13 protein-coding genes are annotated in these 23,878 nt (G+C 72.2%); 4 read left to right on the forward strand and 9 right to left on the reverse strand.

Annotated features, from left to right (window positions below; genetic code table 11):
- Nucleotides 1–113: 113 nt before the first annotated feature.
- Nucleotides 114–1,715, reverse strand: coding sequence for an arabinofuranosidase catalytic domain-containing protein (locus tag GA0070623_RS03025; protein ID WP_197700041.1), 1,602 nt, complete (start codon nt 1,713–1,715; stop codon nt 114–116).
- Nucleotides 1,716–1,904: 189 nt separating this feature from the next.
- Complete coding sequence (locus tag GA0070623_RS03030; RefSeq protein ID WP_067313308.1) at nt 1,905–3,737, reverse strand: RICIN domain-containing protein; 1,833 nt, start codon at nt 3,735–3,737, stop codon at nt 1,905–1,907.
- A 501-nt stretch (nt 3,738–4,238) separates the two neighbouring features.
- Between GA0070623_RS03030 and GA0070623_RS03035 the strand changes: the two genes are divergently transcribed.
- Nucleotides 4,239–5,981, forward strand: coding sequence for an amylo-alpha-1,6-glucosidase (locus GA0070623_RS03035; protein WP_067313305.1), 1,743 nt, complete (start codon nt 4,239–4,241; stop codon nt 5,979–5,981).
- Nucleotides 5,982–6,124: 143 nt separating this feature from the next.
- Here GA0070623_RS03035 and GA0070623_RS03040 read toward each other — a convergent pair whose 3' ends face one another.
- On the reverse strand, nt 6,125–7,138 hold the full coding sequence (locus tag GA0070623_RS03040) for a LacI family DNA-binding transcriptional regulator (RefSeq protein ID WP_067313303.1): 1,014 nt from the start codon (nt 7,136–7,138) through the stop codon (nt 6,125–6,127).
- Nucleotides 7,139–7,444: 306 nt separating this feature from the next.
- Here GA0070623_RS03040 and GA0070623_RS03045 point away from each other — a divergent pair, with 306 nt between their 5' ends.
- Both GA0070623_RS03045 and GA0070623_RS31330 read left to right on the forward strand, forming a co-directional pair.
- Nucleotides 7,445–8,914, forward strand: a complete 1,470-nt coding sequence (locus GA0070623_RS03045) for an arabinofuranosidase catalytic domain-containing protein (RefSeq protein ID WP_084261526.1) — start codon at nt 7,445–7,447, stop codon at nt 8,912–8,914.
- 191 nt (nt 8,915–9,105) lie between these two features.
- Nucleotides 9,106–11,415, forward strand: coding sequence for an ATP-binding protein (locus GA0070623_RS31330; RefSeq protein WP_067313301.1), 2,310 nt, complete (start codon nt 9,106–9,108; stop codon nt 11,413–11,415).
- On the opposite strand, the gene GA0070623_RS03055 is transcribed toward GA0070623_RS31330, so the two are convergent.
- Together GA0070623_RS03055 and GA0070623_RS03060 are read right to left on the reverse strand one after the other, a co-directional pair.
- Nucleotides 11,361–12,488: a helix-turn-helix domain-containing protein gene (locus GA0070623_RS03055; protein WP_067313299.1), complete on the reverse strand. Its 1,128-nt coding sequence runs from the start codon at nt 12,486–12,488 to the stop codon at nt 11,361–11,363. The two genes, GA0070623_RS31330 and GA0070623_RS03055, sit on opposite strands and share 55 nt — an antisense overlap.
- Nucleotides 12,489–12,670: 182 nt before the next feature.
- Complete coding sequence (locus GA0070623_RS03060) at nt 12,671–14,140, reverse strand: RICIN domain-containing protein (protein WP_084261524.1); 1,470 nt, start codon at nt 14,138–14,140, stop codon at nt 12,671–12,673.
- A 480-nt stretch (nt 14,141–14,620) separates the two neighbouring features.
- Here GA0070623_RS03060 and GA0070623_RS03065 point away from each other — a divergent pair, with 480 nt between their 5' ends.
- Entirely contained in the window at nt 14,621–15,508 is an 888-nt protein-coding gene (locus GA0070623_RS03065) for a flagellar basal body-associated FliL family protein (RefSeq protein WP_067313297.1), read from the forward strand.
- Between the two features lie 69 nt (nt 15,509–15,577).
- Here GA0070623_RS03065 and GA0070623_RS03070 read toward each other — a convergent pair whose 3' ends face one another.
- From GA0070623_RS03070 to GA0070623_RS03085, 4 genes are all read right to left on the reverse strand, one after another.
- The gene (locus GA0070623_RS03070; protein ID WP_067313295.1) at nt 15,578–17,182 is read right to left on the reverse strand and encodes a class I SAM-dependent methyltransferase; all 1,605 of its coding nucleotides are present in this window, start codon (nt 17,180–17,182) and stop codon (nt 15,578–15,580) included.
- Nucleotides 17,183–17,323: 141 nt separating this feature from the next.
- On the reverse strand, nt 17,324–20,062 hold the full coding sequence (locus tag GA0070623_RS03075) for a M14 family zinc carboxypeptidase (protein ID WP_231932639.1): 2,739 nt from the start codon (nt 20,060–20,062) through the stop codon (nt 17,324–17,326).
- A gap of 354 nt (nt 20,063–20,416) precedes the next feature.
- Nucleotides 20,417–21,865: a CehA/McbA family metallohydrolase domain-containing protein gene (locus tag GA0070623_RS03080; RefSeq protein ID WP_231932640.1), complete on the reverse strand. Its 1,449-nt coding sequence runs from the start codon at nt 21,863–21,865 to the stop codon at nt 20,417–20,419.
- A gap of 285 nt (nt 21,866–22,150) precedes the next feature.
- Nucleotides 22,151–23,692: a cellulose binding domain-containing protein gene (locus GA0070623_RS03085; protein WP_067313384.1), complete on the reverse strand. Its 1,542-nt coding sequence runs from the start codon at nt 23,690–23,692 to the stop codon at nt 22,151–22,153.
- Nucleotides 23,693–23,878 lie beyond the last annotated feature (186 nt).

The following is a 23,878-nucleotide window of genomic DNA, read 5'->3' on the forward strand; positions in this document are numbered from 1 at the left end:
CCCCTGCGGTGGTTCCGCGCCCCGCCGCCCTCACGAGCAGCCGGCCGTCGCGCCGGTCACCGTCCTCAGGCGGTGACCGGCGCGACGGACCGGTCAGGCGGTCGACACCGGGGTCAGCGGTAGCCGGCGGCGGTGACGTTCGCCTGGACCGCGTTCTCGGTCGCGTCCGACGGGTATCCGGCGACCATCGCGCCCTCGTAGAAGGTGCCGGCGCTGAGGTTCGCGCCGCCGTCGGGCTTGCAGCAGTCCCCGCCGCTGCCCAGGATGATCGCCCCCTGCTTCTTCATCGGGCTGTAGCCGGGCGGCAGCGACCCGTCGTAGAGGGTGTAGAGGCTGCCGGACTGGGCGTTGCTGCCCTTGATGGCGAAGCGTGAGGTGCCGTTGTTCTTCAGGGTGGCGGTGACGAACTTGTGCGGGAACGCCCGCTGGTTGGGGTTCCAGGAGCTGCTCCCGCCCGGGAACAGACCCCACTCCAGGTCGGCCTGCACCCACGGGCCGGAGCCGGAGCAGCCGCCGAACCAGCACTGGGTGCTGAAGTTGATCGCGTCCATCGCCCCGGCGGCGTCGGCCTTGCGGGTGGTCTCGCTGTTGCCGTAGTCGAAGCAGCAGCCGTTGTTCACGTGGGTGCCGCTGGTGACCATGTACATGCCCTCGGGGGCGGCGCCGGTCGGCACCCCGGTCAGGTGACCGTCCCGCCAGTAGCTGTTGCCCGGGTTGATGTAGAGCGAGTACGCCTTGGCGCCGCCCACCGTCAGCGACTCCGACGTCGCGACCGCCGGCCGGCTCTGCGGCGATCCGGGTACCACGCTGGAGCCCTGGTACCACAGGTCGTTGCCCCGACCCGACTGGTCGAACACGACGGTCACCACGCAGGTGGTGCCGGTGCAGAACGAGTCCTGGGTCGCCGCGTTGGCGGTGCCGCCGGTGCCGGTCAGCCCGATGTTGCGGGTCGTGTTGTCCGAGGACCGGCGCACCTGGTACAGGTTGCCGGCGTACGCCGCGTAGAGCGCCCGGGTGGTGCTGTGCGCCGCCACGCACGGGGTGCCGCCGGCGGCGTAGATGTCGCACGGCAGGGAGCCGGCGGGCGGGGGTGTGGTGGTCGGGGTGGGGGTCGGGGGCGTGGTGGGCGGAGGGGTGGTCGTCGGCGAGGTCCACTGCTGGTTGGTCTGGCCGTTGCAGTTCCACAGCAGGATCTTGGTGCCGTTCGCGGTGCCGTTGCCGTTGGCGTCGAGGCACAGCCCGGACTGCACGCCGACGATGGTGCCGTTGGCGTTGACGTTCCACTGCTGGTTGGTCTGGCCGTTGCAGTCCCAGATGATCGCGGCCGTGCCGGCGGTGGTGCCCCGGCCGGAGGCGTCCAGGCACTTGGTGCCGTAGACGGTGAGCTGGCGGTTGGTGGTCCAGGTCCAGGTCTGGCCGGAGCCGCCCTGGCAGTCCCACAGCTGCGTCTGGGTGCCGTTGGTGGTGCTGGCGTTGGGGACATCGAGGCAGCGGCCGGAGGCGGTGCCGACGATCCGGGTGCTCTGCCCCGGCTCGATGGCGGCCAGCACGGACGCGGCGGCCCCGGCGACCGGCGCGGTGATGCCGGGGGTGGCCCCGGCGACGACGAGGACGCCGGCCAGCGCGCCGACCAGCATGGTCAGCCGGTGCAGCCGGCGGGGGCGCGGGAGGGGATCGCGGACCTGTCCGGGTCCGGTCGGGGACGGGGTTCGCACGGAGCGGCTCCTTGGTTCGTCGGCGGTGCGCGGGGCGGATCCGCCTACGGGTGGTGGTGGCGAATCGGTTCGGACCTTCTCAGGATCACGGACAAAGCGATATCAATCAATGTCTTGGGGTGGTTCGTCCCCGGCCGCCGGCCCTGGGCCGGGCACCGGTCGCCCGGCACCCGACCCGCGCGGACGGGGCTACCGGCCCCACAGCCGCCACGTCTGGTTCAACGGGCTGCTCTGGCCGACCGGCTTGCAGGTCCACTGCAGGATCCGCGCCTGGGCGGCGGTGGAGACCCCGTTGACGTCCACACACTTGCCGCTGTGCCGGGCGACGAGCTGGTGGTCGTGGGGGTCGTTGCCCCCGTACGTCACCCGGCGGAGGGTGAACTGCTGGCTCGGGGCGTTCTGGCAGGTCCCCTGCTGCACGGCCGCACCGTCCGCGGTGGACGCCCCGCCGACCTCCAGGCACTTGCCGCTCTGCTGGTTGACCACGGTGTAGGTGTCGGCCACCCCGGCGACCGGGCGGAAGCCCCAGAGCTGCTGGTCCCCGCCCTCGCAGGGGAACTGCTGCTGGGGATTGCCGTCGGCGGTGCCCAGGCCGGTGTTGTCCAGGCACTGCTGGGAGTGCTGGGCCACCGCGACCGAGGTGAAGCCGGTGTCCGAGGGCGGCAGCAGGGTGACCGTGTAGGTGTCGTTCTGGTTGCCGTACGGCAGGGTCACCGAGGCGGCGTTGTTGGCCACGGTGAGCACGGTGTTCGACACCGTGACCGGCCCCTGCACCGCGCCGCCGTTGTTGTACGGGATGCGCTGGGTGAGCACCCGCACCTGGTTGTTCTGCACGATGCCGCTGGTGGCGTCCAGCCGTTGCAGGTTGACCGTCAGGTTGCCGGTGGTCCGGCCGCCGCCGACCAGGACCCTCGCCACGCCGCCGGCATGGGTGGCGAACGCGTCGTACGACTGGCTGGCGGTCACCGCGGCGATCTGCCCGGTCTGCGAGGCGTAGTAGCGGTAGACCCACCACTCGCCCTTGGGCTGGTGCTGACCCGCCGCGTTGCGCACCAGCAGGTTGCCCAGGTCGTTGTGCAGGTTGCCGCCGCCGGCCCAGTTCGCCCGCAGGCCGTCGGCCCGGGCCCGTTCCAGGCGGGCCACGTACCACGCGCCGTCCGCCGGGTTCTGCTCGTTGGACGCACCGTACTCGTTGATCTGGTACGGCCGGGGATGGGCGATGCCGCGCGGGTCGAGGGTGGCGTTGGCGGCGGCGACGTTGGCGACCGGGTCGCCGGGCAGCGCGTGCCAGCTGACGATGTCCGGCACCGTGTTGGTGGAGCGGACGAAGTCCAGGTACTGGTTCCAGAAGGCGTGGTTGGTCGACGGCACGCAGGCGCAGCTCGGCCCGACGATGAGCTGGTTGGGGAGTTCCGCCCGCAGGCGCTGGTAGGTGCGCCGCCACAGTTCGAGGTACTGGGAGATCGGCCGGTTCCAGAAGATGGTGATGTTGGGCTCGTTCCAGATGTCCCACTGCACGGTCAGCCCGGCGGCACGGACGTCACCGATGAGCCGGGTCAGGAAGTTGTCGTAGTCGGTCCAGTTGCCGTTGTCGCCGGGGAAGCGGGAGATCCCCGCACCGTCCGCGCCCCACAGGTCGTGCGGCAGGATGATGAACTGACCCCCCAGGGCGGCGGTCCGGCGGGCCTGGGCGAGCGTGGAGTTCCACCGGCGGTCGTAGTTCCCGCCGACCCACCCGCTGCCGGGCAGTTGCGCGCCACCGGCCCGCATGTACTGGAACTTGACGTCCCGGTAGAAGTGGTCGGCCGGGCCGCTGGCGTTCTCGGTCATGCCGTAGATCCAGCCCGAGGCGCGGTAGGTCGGCGTGCCGGCGGAGCTGGCGAAGTTGACGGTGATCGACTCGTCGGCGGCCTGGGCCGGGGTGGCGGCGACGGCGGTCGCGGCGACGGCGAGCAGTCCGACGGCGAGTCGGGTGACGACCGTCCGGGCTCGTCGGGGCCGGCTGCGGGACGGGGTTTTCACGGGCGGCTCCTTGGTGGCGTGCGGAGGACGCTCTCCGGAGGGCTGCGCTTTGCGAATCGATTCGCAGGGATCGTAGGGCCAGGGGTTGAAGGATGTCAATGAGATGACACGCCGGTGACGTCGGTGTTTCCGCCGCTGGCCCTGCTTCCGAAGGGCCTCCCTTGACGGTGACGCATGGACGGACCTATGTTCGTGTCGACCGGTTTGTCGAATCGATTCGTCTGCTGATCCCGCCGCCCCGCCCCGGACCGTCACTGGATCCACCACCGGGTCACCGACCACCACGGCAGCCACCGCCACCGCCGGGCGAGGGCCGTCGTGGGCGGGCGGCCACCGTCCCGCCCGGGTACCGGGTGGGACGGTGGCCGGCCCGGGTCCTCCCGGCCACCGCCGCCCCCGCCACCACGCCGCCGGCCCCGGCCCGGCGGCACGTCCCGACCGGGGTCACCGCCGTGCCGTCTCAGGACCGACCACCCGCACCACAGAAGGGCCTCGCCACCCATGACCGTCGCACCGTCCGGTCCGGAGTTCTCCATCCAGGACATCCCGTTCAGCTACCGCGGGTCCTGGCTCAACATCTCCCCGGTGGTAGCCGAGAAGACGTACGCCGACGACCTGCACCTGGTCTCCCACCAGACCGGACTGCACCCGGTGCTCCGCCTCGCCCCCGACGCCGGCACCACGGTCGTCGCCACCGCCACGCTGCTGACCTGGCACCGTGCCGACGCCCGGATCGAGGCCGCCTACCAGGGGCCGGACACCCTGCGGATCCGCAGCCGGGGCCTGGGCCTGCGGATCGCCGCCGCCGCCCCCACCCTCACCCCGTTCAGCGGCACCTACCTCTACCGCGACCCGGTCGACGGATCGGCGGTGTTCACCTCCTACGAGACGGGCCGCCGCTACCGGGTCACCGTGCTGTCCGGGGCGCTACGGGCAGCCGGGGGAGTGGAGGCGCTCGGCCCGGCCGACCGGTGGCTGGACCTCCCCGCCGACCAGCCGTGGGAGATCGCGATCGAGGAGTACGCCACCGCCCGCCACCCGTACGCCCCGGGCGTCCCCTTCGACCAGCTGTGCCGCGAGCGCCGGGCCGAGTTCGCCGCGTTCGTCGAGGCGGTCGCGCCGTGGCGCGGCGTGGACACCCCCGCCGCCGAACTGGCCGCGTACGTGCTCTGGTCGGCCACCGTCGACCCGGCGGGCTTCGTCACCCGACCGGCCGTGCTGATGTCCAAGCACTGGATGGACAAGGTGTGGAGCTGGGACCACTGCTTCAACGCGATCGCCCTGGCGGCCGGCGACCCCGAACTCGCCTGGCACCAGTTCCAGCTCCCCTTCGACCACCAGGATCCCGCCGGTGCGCTGCCGGACTCGATCACCCACTCGGAGGTCCTGTACAACTACGTCAAGCCCCCCGTCCACGGCTGGGCGCTGGGCCACCTGCGCCGTCGGCTGTCCACGCCGCCGGACCGGGCGGCGCTGGTCGAGACGTACCACCGGCTGAGCCGGTGGACCCGGTTCTGGCTGGACGCGCGCCGCGCCCCCGGTCACGCCCTGCCCCACTACCAGCACGGCAACGACAGCGGCTGGGACAACGCCACCACCTTCGACGACGGTCGGGTGCTGGAGACCGCCGACCTCGCCGCGTTCCTGGTCGGCCAGCTGCGCTGCCTGGCCGACCTCGCCACCGAGCTGAACGAGCCCGCCGACGGCTGGTCGGCGGAGGCCGACCGGGTGCGCGCCGCCCTGCTGCGCGAGCTGTGGGACGGCGGACGCTTCACCGCCCGCTGCCCGCACACCGGGCGACGACGGGCCAGCCGCAGCCTGCTCGACCTGATGCCGGTCACCCTCGGCACCGAGCTGCCCGCGCCGGTCACCGCGGCCCTGGCCCGGGGCATCGAGACCCACCTGACCCGGCACGGGCTGGCCACCGAACCGACGGATTCGGCCGACTACCTCGCCGACGGCTACTGGCGTGGCCCGATCTGGGCGCCCGCCACCGTGCTGGTGGAGGACGGCCTGCGCCGGGCCGGGTACGCCACGATCGCCGACGACGTCAGTCGCCGGTTCCTGGCCCTGTGCGAGAAGTCCGGCTTCGCGGAGAACTTCGACGCCGAGACCGGCGCGGGGCTGCGCGACCGGGCGTACACCTGGACCGCCAGCAGCTACCTCATCCTCGCCGCCGCCCGGCAGGAACGTGCCGGGTCGCCGGTGGGCGGCCGGGGCGCGCGGACGGGTCCGGTGCGGTGAGCAGGCCCGGGCGCGGACCGTCGCCGGGGGACCGGGCGTCGCCGGGCGCAGCACGTGCGCCGCGCCCCTGGGCATGCCCGGGCGGACGGATGCCGCGCCCTGGGCGTGCCCAGGGCGGACCGGTGCCGGGCCGTCGGGCAGGGTCAGCGGGGCCGGACCGGACCGGTGCTGGCGCGCAACGAGATGGGCGGGGTGTACAGCCGGTGCCGGGGTGCGGCGGCCGGAGCGGCGATCAGCTCCAGCAGCAGGGCGACGGCCTCGGCGCCCATCTGACGCGTCGGCACGTCGGCCGCGGTCAGCGGCGGGTGGAAGTCCTCGGCCCAGTGCTGGGCGGCCACGCCGGTGACGGAGAAGTCGCCCGGTACGGACAGGCCGGCACCGCTCAACGCGCGCTGTATGCCGGGCAGCGCCGCCTCGTTGATGGTGGCCACCGCCGTGACCTCGGGATGCGTGCTCAGCAGCCGCTCCAGGCAGGCCTCGCCCGAGGCCGTGTCGTCACCGCAGCAGACGTCGACACCGGTCAGGCCCCGCTCGGCGACCGCCGCCCGGAAGCCGGCCAGGGCGCGGTGGCTGGGGCCGTAACCGGCGGCGACCAGCTCGGCGGACCGGTTCACCAGGGCGACCTGCCGGTGGCCCAGGTCGGCCAGGTGGTGCACGCAGCGGGAGATCAGCGCCGCGTAGTCGATGTCGATCCAGCTCGTCCCGTGCGGCTCCGCCGTCCGGCCGATGGTCACGAACGGCAGCCCCGCCGCGGCCAGCCGGCTCACCCGGTCGTCGGTCAGCCGGATCTCCATCACGACCACGCCGTCGACCCGCCGCCCGGTGACGATGCGCTCGAACGACCGGTCGTGGTCGCCGCCGGACGGGGACAGCAGCACGTCCAGATCGTGCCGCGCCGCCGCCTCGACGACGCTGGCGACGAAGCCCAGCTGCATGTCGGTCAGGCGCTGGCTGGCCGGGGGGATCACCAGGCCGAGGGTGCGGGTGCGGCCCTCCTTCAACGCGCGGGCGCTGGCGTTGGGCCGGTAGCCCAGCTCGTCGATGACCGTCTGGATCCGCAGCCGGGTGGTCTCGGAGACGGCGCGCTTCCCGCTCAACACATAGGACACGGTGCTGCGGGACACCCCGGCCCGCCGGGCGATCTCCCCGATGTTCATGCCGCCCTCAACCGAATTCCCGACACGGATGCGGAATGCGCCGCGCTTCCCATGGAGCATAACGGTTCCGCAATTCGTACCCGGGGTCGCAACTGTTGCGCGTCCGGCCCGGCGGGCAATCCGTCGGAGGTCGGACCGACAGGGATCGGAGGGTGGCGCAACGCATCGACGACTATTAATGTAAAAGATCTGACGTGTTATGTCGGGAGCGGTCTCGACCGACAGCCCGGCCCGGCGTCGCGCACACCGCAGGACGCCTGACCAGAAGCGGTCGTCACCATCCCGCTCCGGTGCGGAGAGGATTCGATGAACGTGAAGAGAAGGCCGATTCGTCTGACGGTCGCCGTGGCGGCCGTGCTGACCCTCACCGTCGGTGGCGGCTACCTGGTGTCGGACCCGCGGGACGCGCGTGCCGCGACCACCGGGCCGTGCGACATCTACGCCTCCGGCGGCACGCCGTGCGTGGCCGCGCACAGCACCACCCGAGCCCTCTACGGTGCGTACAACGGTCCGCTCTATCAGCTACGGCGGACGTCGGACGGCACCACCCGGGACGTCGGGGTGCTGAGCGCCGGTGGCGTGGTGGACGCCGCCGTCCAGGACTCCTTCTGCGCGAACACCAACTGCGTGATCACGGTCATCTACGACCAGTCGGGTCGCAACAACCGCCTCACCCAGGCGCCCCCCGGCTACTGGCCCGGCCCGGCGCCGGGTGGCTGGGACAACCTGGCGGACGCGAAGGCGGCCCCGGTCACGGTCGGCGGCAGGAAGGCCTACGGCGTCTACGTCTCGCCCGGGACCGGCTACCGCAACAACAACACCAACGGGGTGGCCACCGGCGACCAGCCCGAAGGCATCTACGCCGTCGTCGACGGCACGCACTACAACCAATGGTGTTGTTTCGACTACGGCAATGCGCAGACCGACGGTCAGGCGGATGCACCGGCCATCATGGAGACGGTCTACTTCGGCGCCAACAAGCAGTGGGGCTACGGGGCCGGTGCCGGTCCATGGGTCATGGCCGATCTCGAGTGGGGACTGTTCTCCGGGGTGAACGCGGGATACAACAACATTTCGTCCATCAACCACCGATTCGTGACCGCCATGGTGAAGGGCGAGCCGAACCACTGGGCGATCCGGGGCGGTAACGCGCAGTCCGGTGCTCTGACGACCTATTTCGACGGGCGGCGTCCCAACGGATACCACCCGATGAAGAAGGAGGGGGCGATCCTGCTCGGCATCGGCGGCGACAACAGCGTCTCCGGGCGCGGCACCTTCTTCGAGGGTGTCCTCACCTCGGGCTACCCGTCGCAGGCCACCGAGGACGCCGTCCAGGCGAACATCGCCGCCGCCGGGTACGCGCCGGCCGGTGGCGGCACCCCGCAGCAGAACGTCCAGCTCGTGGGCGCCCAGTCCGGCCGCTGTGTCGACGTGCCGAACGGCAGCACCACCAACGGCACACAGGTCCAGCTCTGGGACTGCACGGGCGGGACCGCCCAGCGCTTCACCCACACGGCCGGCAAGCAGCTCCAGGTGGCGGGCAACAAGTGCCTCGACGCGTCCGGGCAGGGCACCGGCAACGGCACCCAGGTCATCATCTGGGACTGTCACACCGGCACCAACCAGCAGTGGAACGTCAACGCCAACGGCACCGTCACCGGCGTGCAGTCGGGACTCTGCCTGGACGCCTCCGGCGGGGCGACGGCGAACGGCACCAAACTGATCCTCTGGGCCTGCAACGGGCAACAGAACCAGCAGTGGACCGTGCGGAGCTGACCGGAGCCCCGCACCCGACGGCCGGGCCACCCCGCCGCAACTACGGCGGATACCAGACCTGGCGGCTGAACGGGTGGTGAGTCGACCATGCGGTAGGTCACTGGGCGGCTGAACGGGGGGCGAACCGACCATGCGGTAGGTCACTGATCGATGCCTGGAACCTCCGCCGGTGATCTGTGAGGGTGTGCCCAGTGGAGCAGCAGATACCGGGCACCCCCGAATCCCCGTCGCTGGGTTCGGCGCTACGTGCCCACCGGGTGGCGGCGGGGCTGTCGATCGAGGGGCTCGCGGACCGGTGCGGGGTCAGTGTCCGCGCGATCAGCGACATCGAACGGGACCGGGTCCGCCGTCCGCGACGGCGTACCCTGACCGTCCTGTTCGATGTCCTCGCCGTGCCGGATGACGAGCGTCGCCGCCTGGCCGAGGCCGCCTCCGGCCGGCCGGTCGGCGGGGAACTGCCCGGGCCGCCGCGTCACTTCAGCGGCCGGGCGACGGAGCTGCGGACCCTGGGGGACGTCGCCCGCCGCCCGTCGGATGACCGGCAGCAGGCCACCGTGCTCGTCGTCACCGGACCGGCCGGGGTGGGCAAGACCAGCCTCGTCCTGCGGGCCTCGGCTGACCTGGCCCCGGAGTTCCCCGACGGCCGGTTCTTCGTCGACCTGCGGGGCATGGACGACGTTCCGACCCCGCCCGGCGAGGCGCTGCACCGGCTGCTGCGGGCGCTCGGCGTGCCGGAGCAGCGGATTCCCGCCGGCCTGGAGGACCGGGCGACGGTGTACCGGTCGGCGCTGTGCGAGCGCCGCGCCCTGGTGGTGTGGGACAACGCCGCCGACGAGGCCCAGGCCCGACCGCTGCTGCCCGGGGCCGGCCGTAGCCTGGTGCTGTTCACCAGCCGGCGGCGGCTCAGCGGCCTCGACACCGCCCGGTGGCTGTCGGTGGAGCCGTTGTCGGCCGAGGACTCCACCGCCATGCTCCGGGCCATCGCCCGCCCCGGCCCGGCCACCGACCCGGCCGCGCTGGCCGAACTGGCCCGGCACTGCGGTCACATGCCCCTGGCGCTGCGGGTCACCGGCCAGCGGCTGTCGGAGGAGCCGGGCCTGTCGGTGCAGGAGCTGAACCGGCGGTTCTCCGGGGAGCAGGCCCGGCTGCGGGTGATCGACGCCGGGGCCTCCGGCATCCACACCGCGCTCAGCCTGTCGTACCGGCGACTCGCGGCCGACCTGCGGCGCACCTTCCGGCGGCTGTCGCTGATGCCGGGTCCGGACTTCGGCCCGGATCCGGTCGCCGAGGTCACCGGGGCCTGCGGTGCGCAGGCCGAGCAGCGGCTGGAGGCGCTGGTGGAGAGCGGGCTGGTGGCCGCCGTGCCGGCGGACCGCTACGGACTGCACGACCTGGTGCGGGACTTCGCCGTCGACCGGATGACCGCCGAGGAACCCGAGTCGACCGGCCCGCTGCGGAGGTCGTCGCTGCGCTGGTGGCTGGGGCGCACCACCGCCGCCGGCCGGCACTTCGAACCGGACGGGCCGACGTCGCTGACGGAGTTCCGGGATCGCGCGGCGGCGGCGGCCTGGCTCGACGCGGAGCGGGGCAACTGGTTCGCGGCGTTGCGGTCGGCCACCGCCGAGGGCCTGCACGAGCTGGTGGTCGAGGCTGTCGACGCGCTGCACTGGTTCTCCGACAGCCGGGTCCACCTCGACCTGTGGCCCGAGGTCTTCCGGTTGTCCGCCGAGGCGGCGGCCCGGCTGGACGACCCCCGCACCGAGGCGGTCCATCTCAACTACCTGTCCTGGGCGCAGGCGATCTGCCAGCGGGCGTACGCCAGCAGCGTGGCCACCGCCGACCGGGCGCTGGACCGGGCGGTCCGGGCGGGCGACCCGGCCCAGCAGGGCTGGGCGTTGCTCTACGCCGCCAGCGGCCACACCGGGCTGGGCGAGTACGGGGCGGCGCTGCGGCAGCGGCAACGGGCCTGGGTGCTGCTGCGTCGCGCGGCCGACCCGGAGGGCCTGCCGCAGGCGATGGCCTCGCTCGGCTCCTCGCTGCTGGCGCTCGGCAGACCCGCCGAGGCGCTGCGGGTGCACCAGCGGACCAGGGACCTGCTCCGCGATCCGCACCATCCCATCGCGGTCTTCGCCCGGGCCGCCACCGACGCGTTGAACTGCCGGCGGATCGGTGACGACCTCGCCGCCCTCGGCCGGTGGCCGGAGTGTGTCACCGCCCGGCGGGAGGCGGTCGCGCGGCTGCGCGCCACCGCGATGCCGGCGTCCGAGGCCGTGGCGGTGGTGGAGCTGGTCGAGGCGCTGCGTCGCACCGGGGATACCCGGGACGCCCCGGCGTACCTCAGGCGGGCGATCGAGCTGGCCGAGGAGTGTGACGATCCGGACCTGGCCGCTCGGGCCGCGACGCTGCTGGCCGCCTGCTCCCGCGACGACCTGACCGCCGGTCGGGATCAGGTGCCGGCGGCGACCCGGGCGAAGGCGCGTACCAGCGGGTGCGGCTCGTAACGGTGCCCCCGGCCGGCGGTGACCCAGCCCCGTTCGGCCAGGTCGAGCAGGCCCGCCTCGGCGGGGGCCGGACCGACCGGCCGGGTCAGCAGCAGGACGGCCCGGCGGGCGCGTTCCGGCAGCCCCGCGTACGTCCGCTCGAACGCGTCGCGGACCGACAGGTCCCCGGCGACCAGCGCGTCCAGGATCCGTTCCGGCCGGGCCAGCCGGTCGATCAGCCACTGCGCGCTCCACTGCGGCCGGGTGAGCAGCCGGTTGGCGGTGACCCGCAGCGCCAGCGGCAGGCCGCCGCAGCCGGCGGCCAGGGTGGCGACCGCGGAGGTCGGTGCGGTGCCGCCCATCATCGCGGCGAGGGCGGTCCGTGCGTCGGCCGCCGGCAGCGGTGGCACCAGCCGCCGGTCGGTCACCGGGAGGTCGGTCAGCGGATGCCGGCCGGTGATCAGCGTGACGCCGAGGGCGTCCGCCGGCAGCAACGGACCGATCTGGCGGTCGTCGCGCACGTCGTCCAGCAGGACCAGGATCCGTCGGTCACGCAGCAGGTCGCGGTACGCCCCGATGGCCGCCGCGTCGGACCCGTGCGCCGCCACGTCGGACGGTGACAGGACCCGTCGCGCGATGGTGGCGGCGGTGGTGTCCGCGATCGGGCCGAGGAACCGGACCCCGTCGGGGAACCGTTCGGCGAGGTCGGTGGCGGCCTGCACCCCCAACGCGGTCTTACCCGCCCCGGGCAGCCCGATCAGCTGCACCGCGGGGCGGCGGCCGAGCTGCCGGGCCAGCCAGGCGAGGTCGTCGCGCCGGCCGGTGAAGTGCGCGGTCACCCCGGGCAGGCCGGTGACCCCGGCGACCTGCCCGCCGGTCGGGCGGAGCTGCCCGGCGTCGGCCCCGTCGAGACCCAGCGCCGTGCCCAGCGCCCGCAGGGTGCCCTGGTGCGGACGGCGGATCCGGTGCCGTTCGATCCCGCCGATCGTCCGGGCGCTCACCCCGGAGCGGACGGCGAGTTCCTCGATGGTCAGCCCGGCGGCGGTCCGCAGCGACCGGAGCCGATGGAGCTGTTCCTGTGTGGTGTCCCGCACCCCGTACCCCCGCCAGGACGTCTGCTGTCCCGCCCAGTAGACGCCGCCGGGAAACCACCTGGGGTGAGGGCATCGTCACATCGCGTTCCGGTGCTGGTGGAGCGCGGGGCGGCCGCCGTCCGCCGTCCCGCCCTACGGGAGGCGGGACGGCGGACGGGGGTGGGACGGCGGGCGGTGCGGTCTCAGGCGGCCCCGACCCGCTGCCACTGCTGGTTGGCGCCGGTGCCGCAGGCGTACTGGATCACCCGTGCGCCGTCGGCGGTGGAGTAGCCGGTGACGTCGAGGCACCTGCCGCTGTGCCGGGCCACGATCCGGACGCTGCCCGAACCGGCGTCGACGAGCTGCCACTGCTGGTCGGTGCGGCCGGTCTGGCAGGCGAACTGCTGCACCGCCGCGCTGTCGGCGGTGGACCCGCCGGCCACGGTGAGGCACTTGTCGCTGTGCCGGGCCACGATCTGCCGGTAGCCGGACCCGACGTCCCGCAGTTGCCACTGCTGGTTGGTGCCGTTGTTGCAGGCGTACTGCGCCACCGTGGCGCCGTCGGCGCTGGACCGGTCGAGCACGTCCAGGCACTTGCCGCTGTGCCGGGGACGCAGCGTCTCGTAGGTGTAGCTGCCGGCGACCCCGGTGACCACGCCGGTGGCGGTGTCGATGGTGAGCTGCGGGTACCAGCTCATGGTGAGCGAGGTGGCGGAGGGGAAGTTCAGCGGCAGCCAGACGTACCGGGACTGGTTGACCGGGCCGCCCGTCGCGCCCGCCCATCGGTCGCCGAGGTAGAGGTACGACGTGGCGGCGCTGCCCTGCACCGGCAGCACGTACGCCGACTGCGAGTCGTAGGTGGTGCCGTCGGCGAAGTTGGTCGGGTTGGTCCAGGTGCCGCCGATGCTGCTGGCGGTGGCGTACCGGGCCTGGTTCGGCGACCAGCCGGTGGCGCCCGAGGTGACCAGGAAGTAGACCCCGTTGCGTTTGAACATCGCCGGGGCCTCCCGGTAGTTGTCCGGCCACAGCGTGCGGACCAGCGACGCGACCCCGGTGTAGTCGGGGGTGAGGCGGTAGATGTTCAGGTCCGCGTTGTTGCGGGTGGCGGAGATCAGGTACGCGCTGCCGTCGTCGTCGCGGAACACCGTCTGGTCCCGGGAGTCGTGGCCGAGCGGGCGGAAGCTGCCCAGGTAGCGGTAGTTGCCGTCGACCGTGCTGGAGGTGGCCACCGCGACCCGGGCCTGGTTGTAGTCGACGCCGTTCTCCCAGTGCATCCAGAGCACGTACTGACCGGTGCCGGCGTTGTAGATCACCTTCGGTCGTTCGATGTTGGCCGTCGCCAGCTCCCCGGCGGAGGACTGGGTGAGCACGTTGTTGCGGAACTCCCAGGTGCGCAGGTCGGTGGAGCGGTAGACCGAGACGTACCGGAAGGTGTTGTTGTCGTTGCGGTTCTCGCCGAACCAGTAGTAGTAGTCGCCCACCTTGATCATGCCGCCGCCGTGGGCGTGCACCCCGGCGCCGGCGGTGTCGGTGAACTGGGTGCCGTTGGTGACGGTGACCGGCGCGGCCCGGGCCGCGGGGGCCGGCAGGGTGAGCGGGACGAGCAGGGCCGCGCAGGCGGCGAGGGCGAGGACGAGCCGTCGGAGGGTGGTGGGGTGGGGCGCGGCAGGCATGGGCCGCCTCCTCTTACGGTGGACGCGAGGTGCCCGCGGGGACGCGCGGGCCGTGATTCGACCCTCACGATAGGCCGATGTACCGCCACATGCCCATATGTCAATGTGATAGACATCGATATGTTGGGGTGGGGGGAGAGTGTCCCGGGTCACCTCGGTCGGCGGAGTCGTGTCGATCGTCGGGGTGTTTCCAATGATCTACGTCACATTGTGAAGGGTTCTCGCAGCGCCCGGCACGGAAGGCACGTTCCGGGCCTAATCCCTTTTCCGCACCCCACATTTCACCACCGAAGGTCCCTGTGAGGTGGTTCGACGGCCGCCGAGGAGAGTGGATCCGTGACCCAGTGTGATCGCTTGTCACCCCGTGTGGTCGGTCCGGGTTTGCTTGCCCTCCGACAACGAGCGTCTCGGTTTGTGCCGCTCACTACCCTGACCGATGATCCAGTGCCTGGGTACCGTCGACAGCGATAAGGGCTTCAGATGAGCAACAGTCACCCTCCGTACGGAGAACAGCCGGATCCGAACGTCACGCCGTGGAGCGGGCCACCGGCCCCGGCCGCCGGTTACCCGGCGTACGGCCAGCCCGGTCAGGCCCCGCAGTACGGCCAGGCCCCGCAGTACGGCCAGCCCCCGCAGTTCGGTGTTCCGGTGCCGCCGCCCAAGTCGAACCGCGGTCTGGTCATCGGCCTGATCGTCGGCGCGGTGGTCCTCATCCTCGCGCTCTGCGGCGCCGGCATCGGGCTCGCCCTGGTCGGCAACGACGACGAGCCCGACCCGACCCCGACGCCGACCGCCGCCAACCCGGGGCCCGGCACCGACACCTCGGCCAGCCCGCAGCCGTCCGACCCGCCGACGGAGCAGCCGAACAACAACAACAACGCGGTGACGGCCCGCTACTCCAGCGACCTGTCGTCGGTCTGCGACGGCAGCCCGATCCTCAACGCGGCCACCTACAGCGGCCCGGCCACCGCCAAGGCGTACGTCTTCTCGAACAACCCCGAGCGGCCGACGTTCTGGTCGTCGAAGCTGGTCGGCTCCGACAAGCGGTACTACGCCAAGTCGGCGGACTTCACCACCGTGTCGGTGGTCGGCTGCATGTCGATGGTCCCGGGCAGCGAGGGTGCGCCCAAGAAGTGCGACTACAAGGCGAGCGACGGCAAGAACGTCAGTGTCTCCTACATCTCCTCGCGCTACCAGCTCACCTTCTACGCCGCCAAGACGGCCGAGAAGATCGGCGACGGCGGGACCGTGAACGCCCCGGCCACCCGGTGCCCGAGCTTCATCTCGTACAACAAGACGACGATGAAGGCGTACGCGGCGCCGGACAGCGGAACCATCGAGGCCGCCCTGGACAAGTTCCTGTCCTGACCGGCTCCTGACGGCGGTGCCGGGGGCGGGAGGATTCCTCCCGCCCCCGGCCTCCCGCCTCCCGCCGGATCAGGTGTTGACCGGCCGGCGGGCGACCAGCAGCACGTGCGTCACCGGCCAGTCCAGCGCTGCGCCGTCCACCCGGCTCAGCGCGGCGCTCGGCGCGAGCCGGTGGGTGACGATCCAGTCGTTGCGGTACGGGCCGCTGGCCGGGTCGACCTCGAAGCCCACGTCGGCCAGCAGGGCCTTCCAGTCGGCCCACTCCAGCCCGCAGAACTCCTCCTGCGTCTCGGACAGCCAGTTGTCGGTGTAGTCCTTGCGGGTGAGGAAGTCCATCGCCGAGCCGAGCGGCAGCTCGACCAGCCCACCGGTGCCGTCGTCGACCGACCGGAACCCGAACGGGAACCGGTAGTCGACGGCGAACTGGTCCAGCCGGGCCCGGGTCGACAGCCCGGTGAGGTGCGCGGCCACCTGGTCGGCCGGCAGCGACGCCAGATCCTCGCGGGGGCGGGCCGGGTTGGCCCCGTCGGTGGTCGACAGCCGCAGCCGTACCGTCCGGTCCCGGCCGTCCGGCCCGCACACGTCACTGTTGATCCACACCCCGCCGGGCACCGTGTGCTCGTAGATGGCCTGCACGAACCGGCGCAGCGACGCCATCCGGTCGCCGTACGACCAGATCTCGTGGGTCAGCGCGAACGTCAGCGTGGTGTCCACCGAGCGGGGCGCGAACACCGCCCCGCCGAGCACGTTGCGGCGGTAGAAGAACACGTTGGGGTTGGTGAAGAAGCCCTGCGCCTTCTTGTGCACGCACTCCTCGTACAGGTGCCGGGCCACCTCGACCCCGATCAGGTCGCTCTCCCGCAGCGTCGGCTCCCGGTCGGCCAGCTCCAGCACCGCGCCCGCGCCGCAGCCCACGTCGACGATCCGGCCGGGCCGCACGTGCTCGCGCACCGTCGCCCACTTGCGCTGCGCCGCGTCGGCGAACGCCTCGGCGTACGTCCGGTAGTCGCGGGTGGCGGTCAGCCCGCCCTCGTCGCCGACCACCGGGTCGTTGACCACCGAACGGACCAGGTCGTCGAGCCGGTAGCGGGCGTAGACGTCGAGGGTGGCCGGGTGGGCCAGCTCCCGCCACGACGGGTCGTCGGCGGCCAGCCGCAACAGCACGTCCCAGGGCCGGGCGGGGGTCGGGTCGACGTCAGCCTCCACCCCGGCGATCGGGAACCCCAACCGGGCGTACATGGCGGCGACCTGCGGCGTCGAGCAGGCGACCACGGTGTTCTCCGGGGTCAGCTCCAGGCCTGCGGTGGCCGCCACGTTCTTGAGGGTGACCTCGGCGAACCGGTCGGTCTCGGCGGTGTCGAAGACCGGCACCACCACCGACCGCAGCCCGGCCAGCACGCTGAACCGTTCGATCGCCGCCTCCCGCCGGTGGTAGGGGACCGGGTTGCGGCGGGTGTTCTCGTGGTTGGCCGAGGTGACCGCCCAGACCACGGTGACGTCGGCGGAGGGGTCGACCGGGCGGCCCCCGGCCGCGGCGTCGTGGTCACGTTCGGTAACACCGTGCCCACCGTCGGGGGTGTCGTGGTCGCCACCGGTGGCGAACCGGTGCAGATAGTCGGCCTGGAACCGGGTCAGCAGGTGATGTCGGCCGGGAAACAGCAGGTAGCGGGGCATGTACCGTTCCTAGCCGATGCGCGGTGCCCGGCTCCGCGCGGGGTGGGGGACGCGGCTGCACGTGAGGTGCCGGGACGGTGCGTGCCGCTCGGAGCGGGTGCGGGGGCGACGCCGTGCGACGCCGCCCCCGCCCGCCCGGCGTCAGCCCACCACGGAACGTAGCGGAACCTGCGCGGCCCGCAGGGTCCGCACCAGGTCACCCAGGAACGGGTGCTCGTCGATCTGGAGACCCTCCGGGTTGGGGATCACCAGGTACGCCGAGCCGTCCGCCACCGCCACCCGCGCGGTGTCGGTGTACCGGTCGACGATCGCCTCGGTCCGGGCCAGGTCGCCGGCCGCCACCTGGAGGGTGAACGGCCGCCACTGCCCGCCCAGGTTCTCGGTGGCCGGGGTGGCCGCCGCGGCGGCCCGGGCCGGGTCGACCAGGACCGGCGACGCGGTCCGGGCCGATGTGCCGGTCGTCGGGTACAGCAGCGCGTTGGCCACCAGGTGCAGCCCACTCTCGTTGTACGCCCGGAACAGCGGGTTGAAGGCGAACAGCACCGCCCGCCCGGCACCGGTCGGCTCGTCCACCACCGCGACCGTGCCCTTGAGCGCGTCACCCTGCACGGTGTAGCCGTTGGCCCAGAAGGTGTCCCCGCTCGGGTAGCGCAGCACGTTGCGGCCGGTGCTGCTCGGGGTGAGGATCGGGTCGTTGTTGTTGAACTCGAAGTCCTCCGCCGGCCGGCCCAGCCCGACCGGGCTGTCCGGGTCCACGTCGACCCGCAGGTGCGAGCCGATCACCGTGTAGCCGGTCGGCTTCGGCTTCTCGGTGGTCGAGGTGAGACCGGCGGCGCGGGCCATCCGGGTGCCCTCGTTGCGCAGGCCCAGGTAGGTGTGGCCCTGGGCGATCCAGGCGCGCAGGTTGGCCTGCCCGGTCGCGGTCAGCCCGCCGGTCGCGTTGCTGCCGTCCGGCACCAGCAGCACCGTGCGGCCGGTGAAGGCGGGGGTGTTGTCGTTGATGTCGGCGGTGGTGACCGGGGTGAGGTCCAGGCCCCACCGCTTGCCCAGCACGTACCGGGCCTCGCCGTGCGAGCCGGAGGTGGTGGAGATGCCGGTGCCCTGGAACAGGCCGACGTCCGGCCGGCTGATCGGGGTGCCGACCGCCGCCGTGGTGTACGGGGTGAGCGTGACGCCCAGCTTCTTGGCCGTGGTGTTCAGCTCCGGCGTCAACGCGCCGGCCGGCATCCCCACCTCGCCGCTGTCCAGGTCCCGGACGAGCTGCACGTCCTTGCCCAGCAGGGTGAAGGTGAACTCGGCCGCGGCGGCGGAGTCCAGCGCGTAGGTGTAGGAGCCCTTCAGCGGCGGCGCGGCCAGGATCTTGCCGCCCCCGGTGTTCTGGATCTTGTCGATCAGCTCGGCGTTGGGCTTGACGTCCGCGCCGGTGTAGACGGCGTTGATCCCCATCAGCAGCGGGTTGCTCCAGGACGACACGTCGTAGAAGTACGGGAACGGCGTGTACGGGTCCTCACCCATGATCGCCTGGATCCAGTGCTTCTGCGGCTGGTTCATCGGGATCCAGTACGACCCGACCGGGACGGTCAGGTTGGTCGCCGACCGGCCGCCGAAGAGCTTCGCGGTGGGCAGCCTGACCGCCTTCTTCACCTGGTAGACCTCGACGTCCATCCGGCGCAGCCGCTCGACGAGCTGGCGGGCGTCGGCGAGCTGCCGGTCGGGCAGCAGGAAGTACGACCTGATGCTCTGCGCCGGCACCGGGAACTGCACGGTGTTGGTCGGCTGGACCACCTCGTTGGGCTCCAACGTGCCGGCCCGGCCCTGGGCGAGCGCGTCCTTCCAGACCTTGAACCAGCCGGTGAGCACCTCCCGCTTGTGCGCCGCGGCCCAGCCCAGCGTCGACCACTGGGTGTGGAACTGCTGCTGCACCCGGTCGGCCACCGCCGACGAGCTGCCCTTCTCGAAGGTCATCCCGGCGGCACCGAAGCCGGCGGCCGGCACGGTGTCGCCGTACCCCATGAAGAACAGGTCGTAGGTGGAGTAGTTGAAGTAGCACTCGGTGGTCACCGTGGCGTCGCACGCGCCGTTGTAACCGAAGCCCGCCTTGTTGGCCTCGCCGATCCGGTTGATCCAGTCCACCGCCTCGCCGGAGATCTCGTGGTGGATCGGGTCGGCGTTGGGCGGGAAGAAGTACTGCCGGCCGCCCATCTCGTGCGCGTCGATGAAGACCTGCGGCGGGTACTTCCGCATCAGTTCGAGCTTGCCGTCGGTCTCCTGCTGGGTCCGGGCGAACCAGTCCCGGTTCATGTCGAAGCCGTACTCGTTCTGCCGGCGGCTGGCGTCGCGGCCGTCCGGGTTCTGCGTCGGCACGATGATGGTGATGAGGTTGTCGTTGCGCTGCTCGACCTCGCAGGACAGCCCGGCGGCCAGCTCGTACAGCGTCTTGAGGGCGGCGTCGGTGCCGCTCTTCTCGCCGCCGTGCACGTTGGCGGTGACCCAGACGATCGCCGGGGCCGCCTCGGCGATCTCGCCGGCCCGCTGCTGGTCCACCACCCGGGGGTCGCGCAGCGAGCGGACGTCCTCGGCGATGCCCTTGAGTACGGCCGGCCGCACGTTGCGCTCGTTGGACACGATCGCGTACGGCAGCGGCTGGCCCAGCACGCTGCTGGCCATCACGCCGGTGACGACCCGCTTCGAGGCGGTGTCCACGGCGGCGAGGTAGCCCCGAACCTCCTCGTTGGTGACCACCCGCTCCTGACCGGTGCCGAGCGGGAACCCGAGGAAGCTCTCCGGGCTGGGCACCGAGGCCAGTCGGTCGGTGGGATCGGTACTACAGGTGGCCGGGGGAGCGGCGGTGGCCGACGGACCGGCCACCAGGGGGGTCACTCCGGCCAGAAGGACGATGGCGGTGGCGCTCGCCAACCGTCTGCGGGAATGCAGTATGGAGCGGAGTCCGGCAGTTCGCATGGGTGTCCCGTTTCCCTTCCCGGGAAATGAATCGAGGGTGCCCGGAGCGTATGACCTGCGCTTTCGGGTGGTCAAGATTCACAACCGGTGACCGGTACGCGATTCGCCAATTGCCCCACACCCGCGCGAACGCGGGCGATTGATGGCGAGTCGACGTCCACTCCGGACCAACGTCCGGCCGGGGAAAACGTCGCCGTGGGCCTGATCATATTCAGCACCGTCGACCCGGTGGGGGCGGTCCCGGCCCGCCGACGGCGGGCCGGGACCGGGCGGTCAGCGCACCCGGACGAACACCGGGTTGGAGTAGAACCACAGGTCGCTCCACGGGCTCTCCAACCCGTCGGCCAGCGGCTCGGCCTCGTCGGTGCTGGTGCCGCGCACCCGCAGGTAGCTGTCGGCCTCGACGTTGCGCAGGGTGTGCCGGATGACGCACTGCGCGCCCTGCTGCCGCCAGTCGCGTGGACCGAACCGGGCCACCACGGCGGTGGTCGGATTGGTGTCGGCGTCCCGGTCGACGCTCGGGCCGGTCACCCGGCCGACGATCAGGTCCACCCGGCGGACCTGCGGCCGGTCCCCGTTGGCGTTCGTGCCGGCCGGCGGCCGGAACCGGATCTCGACCTCCACGTCGGTGCGGTCGCGGCGGCTGACCGTGACGGTCTCGCCCGAGCCGGCCGAGCGCCCCTGGCTGCCGGCGGTGACGTCGAGCCGGGTGATCAGGTCACCGGTGGTGACGAAGATCCGCCCGTGCCGCAGCCCGTCCATGATGTCGTGGTATTCCTGGCGGGCCAGCACGTAGGTCTTGCTGTACTCGCCCGGCCAGAAGTCGGTGCCGCCCCGGGTCCAGTGCACGTGCGAGTCGGAGGTGGCGGTGATCCACCAGCGCCGCCCCTCGCCCAGCAGCGCGTCCCACAGCCCGCCGACCCGGGCGGTCGCCTGGTCGTAGCCGCCGTAGGTCGGGTGGTTGCCGTAGCCGCCGCGGGCGCTGCCGTTGAGCGGCCCCGCCTGGTGCCCGGGGGCGCCCTCGAAGCCGACGTAGACGTCCGGGGCGGCGTCGTTGCCGTTACGGAACTCGTGCGGGAGATCCTGCCCGTAGACCCCCAGCCCGGTCGCCGAACGGGAGGTGTGGTGGGCGATCACCAGCGGCTTGTGCGGCATGGTCCGGGCCACCTTGAGGAACTCCACCATCTTGGCCTCGGTGTCGCGGCTCGGGTCGGCGGGGAACGGATCCCGCTTGGCGAACCGGCTCTCCAGCTCGAAGAGCTGCTTCGCCTCGTCGGCGTGCCGGGGGATCATCAGGGTGTGGTGGTCCATCGCCGGGGCGTCGAACTCCATCCCCCAGAACTGCAACACCTCGGGCACCAGCCGGCGGGACCGCAGCAGATCGGGGTACGCCAGCTCCAGGTTCACCTTCGAGTGCGTCGGCCCACCGTGGTCGGTGCACATCGCCCAGGTCAGCCCGAAGTTCTTCGCCATGATCGCATTGGTGACGATCGGGTAGACCGCGTCGGCGCCCTTGCGGAACGTCGGCGGGTTCGTGGTGGTGTCGAAGTCCCCGCTGTACTCGGAGTGGATGTGGTGGTCACCGGCCCGCCAGCTCCGGCCGTCGGGCCGACCCGCACCGGCCTGCGCCGCCTCCTGCCGGTCCGGGTCGGCGTGCGCCGCCTCGACCCCCACGAACGGGCCGGCGGCGGCGAGCGTCGCACCGACACCCGCGTACTTCACCAGTTGGCGACGCGACAGCTGACCGCCTGTGGCGTCCTCGGAATCCCTGTCCTGCACTGCGGAGCCCTTCGCTCGATCCGGTGGTGACCGTGTCGATCACGAAGCCTGCGAGAGGGTGGTGAACAACCGTTGCACGGTGGTCGGGACCGGGATGAACGCCGCTCGGCCAGCGGAGGTCCACCCCGCCCGGGCGCAGGCCCCCGTCGCACAGCGCGACGGGGGCCTGACCGGACGATCAGATTGTGGGGTGCCGCCCGGCCGCGGTGCCCGGGCGGCCCGGACGGATCAGTTGCAGGTGGTGCCGTTGAGGGTGAACGGCGCCGGGGTTGCGGGAGCGCCGTTGGCGGTGAAGCCGAAGCTGACCGCCCCGTTGGTCGGGATGCTGGCGTTGTGGCTCTCGTTGGTCACCGTGACGTTCGCCCCGGTCTGCTGGAAGACACCGTTCCAGTGGCCCTGGACCGACTGACTGCCGGGGAAGGTCCAGCCGAGCGACCAGCCGCTGACCGCCGGGCCGTCGTTGTAGACGGTGACGCTGGCATTGAAGCCGGTGCCCCACGAGTCGGTCACCACGTACGACACCCGGCAGGTGCTCGCCAGGGCCGTCGCCGGCCGGATGTCGCCGTAGTCGTCCCGGGCGGTGGCGAAGTCCTGGAAGCCGAAGCCCGGACCGGCCGACCGGGTGGTGGTGCCGGCCGCCAGGACGGTGCCGTTGGCGTTGACGGCGTAGACCGGTCCGCCGCTGTCCCCACCCCGCGCCGACTCGTCGCCGTCGAGCTGGGTCGCCTCGACCAGGTCCTCGATGTCGTCGTAGTGGAAGTCGACCCGCAGGTTGCAGACCGGTCCGCCGATCTCACCGGCCGAGGTGTACCCCGACTGGCAGAGCAGCTGGCCGGGGATGACCTGGGTCCATCCGGTCACCTGGGCGCGTACCTCGTCGTTCTGCCCACCGACGTAGATGTGGCTGCCCGGCGAGGAGGTCGAGACCAGCATGGTGTCGTGGTCGTCGTTGCTGGCGACCCCGTAGCCGATCAGCGTGCCGGTGTTGGTGTTGGTGTTCCAGCCGACGTGCCACGGCTGACCGATCGGGCCGCAGTGCTCCGCGGTGAGCAGGTAGCCCACGTTGGTGGTGTAGTTGCGGACGCCGAAGCCGGCGGTGCAGGCGTACGTGGTCAGGCCGATGCCGATCCCGCCGTCGTACGGTGCGGAGTCGTTGTACCGGGACCGCTCGACCATCCGCTCGCGGACCACGGTCCGGGTGCTGACCCCGGTCGCCGGCAGCTTCGGCTGCCTGGCGCCGATCTTCGGGTCGACCGCGACCTCGATGCCGGATCCGTCGGTACGCAGCCGGACGGCGTGGGCGGCGTCCTTCGGGTCGGCGTCCACCACGGGGGCGATCTTCGCCGCCGCCTTCTTCAACTCGGTACGGGAGTACGTGGCCCCGACCACCTCGACCGGGGCGGTGTGCCGCGCGGTGGCCACCGCCGCCGCGACGTCACCGGGCAGGGCGCCCTTCCACCAGAGCGTGACGTGGTCGTCCACCAGCCCGATGCCGGCGTAGCCGCGCGGCGTGCCGGCGTCCACGGCGGTACGCACGATGTTGGCGGCGTCGACCAGCGGGGCCTGGGCGAGCATCCGGTCCCGGGTCTGCGCCGGGATCAGGTCGAGAATGGAGCGGCCGTCCTCGGCCGTCGGCGTCGTCGCCGACGGTGCGAACGGCTGGCTGGGCGCGGCGTGTGAGGGCGCCGTCAGCGGACCGGCCAGCACCATGGTGCCGAGCAGCACGCCGGCGACCACCGAACGGGGGGTCGCTTTCCAGGTTTGCGTCATGACGACGAGTCAAGTGATCCCGGACCGCCGGAAACAGGCAGAAGCATCGGCAAGAATCCCGCCGGACCGTCGGCGGTGCTCCGGCCTGCCCTCCACCTGTCCTCCGGCGGGCATGGGACATCTCACACGACCCGGATCGGGACGCGCGTCGACCGCGTCACCGGCAGCCGTCCACCCGGCTCCCCC

The organism is Micromonospora rifamycinica (assembly GCF_900090265.1).
Classification (GTDB): Bacteria; Actinomycetota; Actinomycetes; order Mycobacteriales; family Micromonosporaceae; genus Micromonospora; species Micromonospora rifamycinica.

Coding starts and splice junctions, on each gene's coding strand:
- GA0070623_RS03035 (WP_067313305.1), top strand. CDS start 4,239: ATGACCGTCGCACCGTCCGGTCCGGAGTTCTCCATCCAGGACATCCCG.
- GA0070623_RS03040 (WP_067313303.1), bottom strand. CDS start 7,138: ATGAACATCGGGGAGATCGCCCGGCGGGCCGGGGTGTCCCGCAGCACC.
- GA0070623_RS03045 (WP_084261526.1), top strand. CDS start 7,445: ATGAACGTGAAGAGAAGGCCGATTCGTCTGACGGTCGCCGTGGCGGCC.
- GA0070623_RS03060 (WP_084261524.1), bottom strand. CDS start 14,140: ATGCCTGCCGCGCCCCACCCCACCACCCTCCGACGGCTCGTCCTCGCC.
- GA0070623_RS03065 (WP_067313297.1), top strand. CDS start 14,621: ATGAGCAACAGTCACCCTCCGTACGGAGAACAGCCGGATCCGAACGTC.
- GA0070623_RS03070 (WP_067313295.1), bottom strand. CDS start 17,182: ATGCCCCGCTACCTGCTGTTTCCCGGCCGACATCACCTGCTGACCCGG.
- GA0070623_RS03085 (WP_067313384.1), bottom strand. CDS start 23,692: ATGACGCAAACCTGGAAAGCGACCCCCCGTTCGGTGGTCGCCGGCGTG.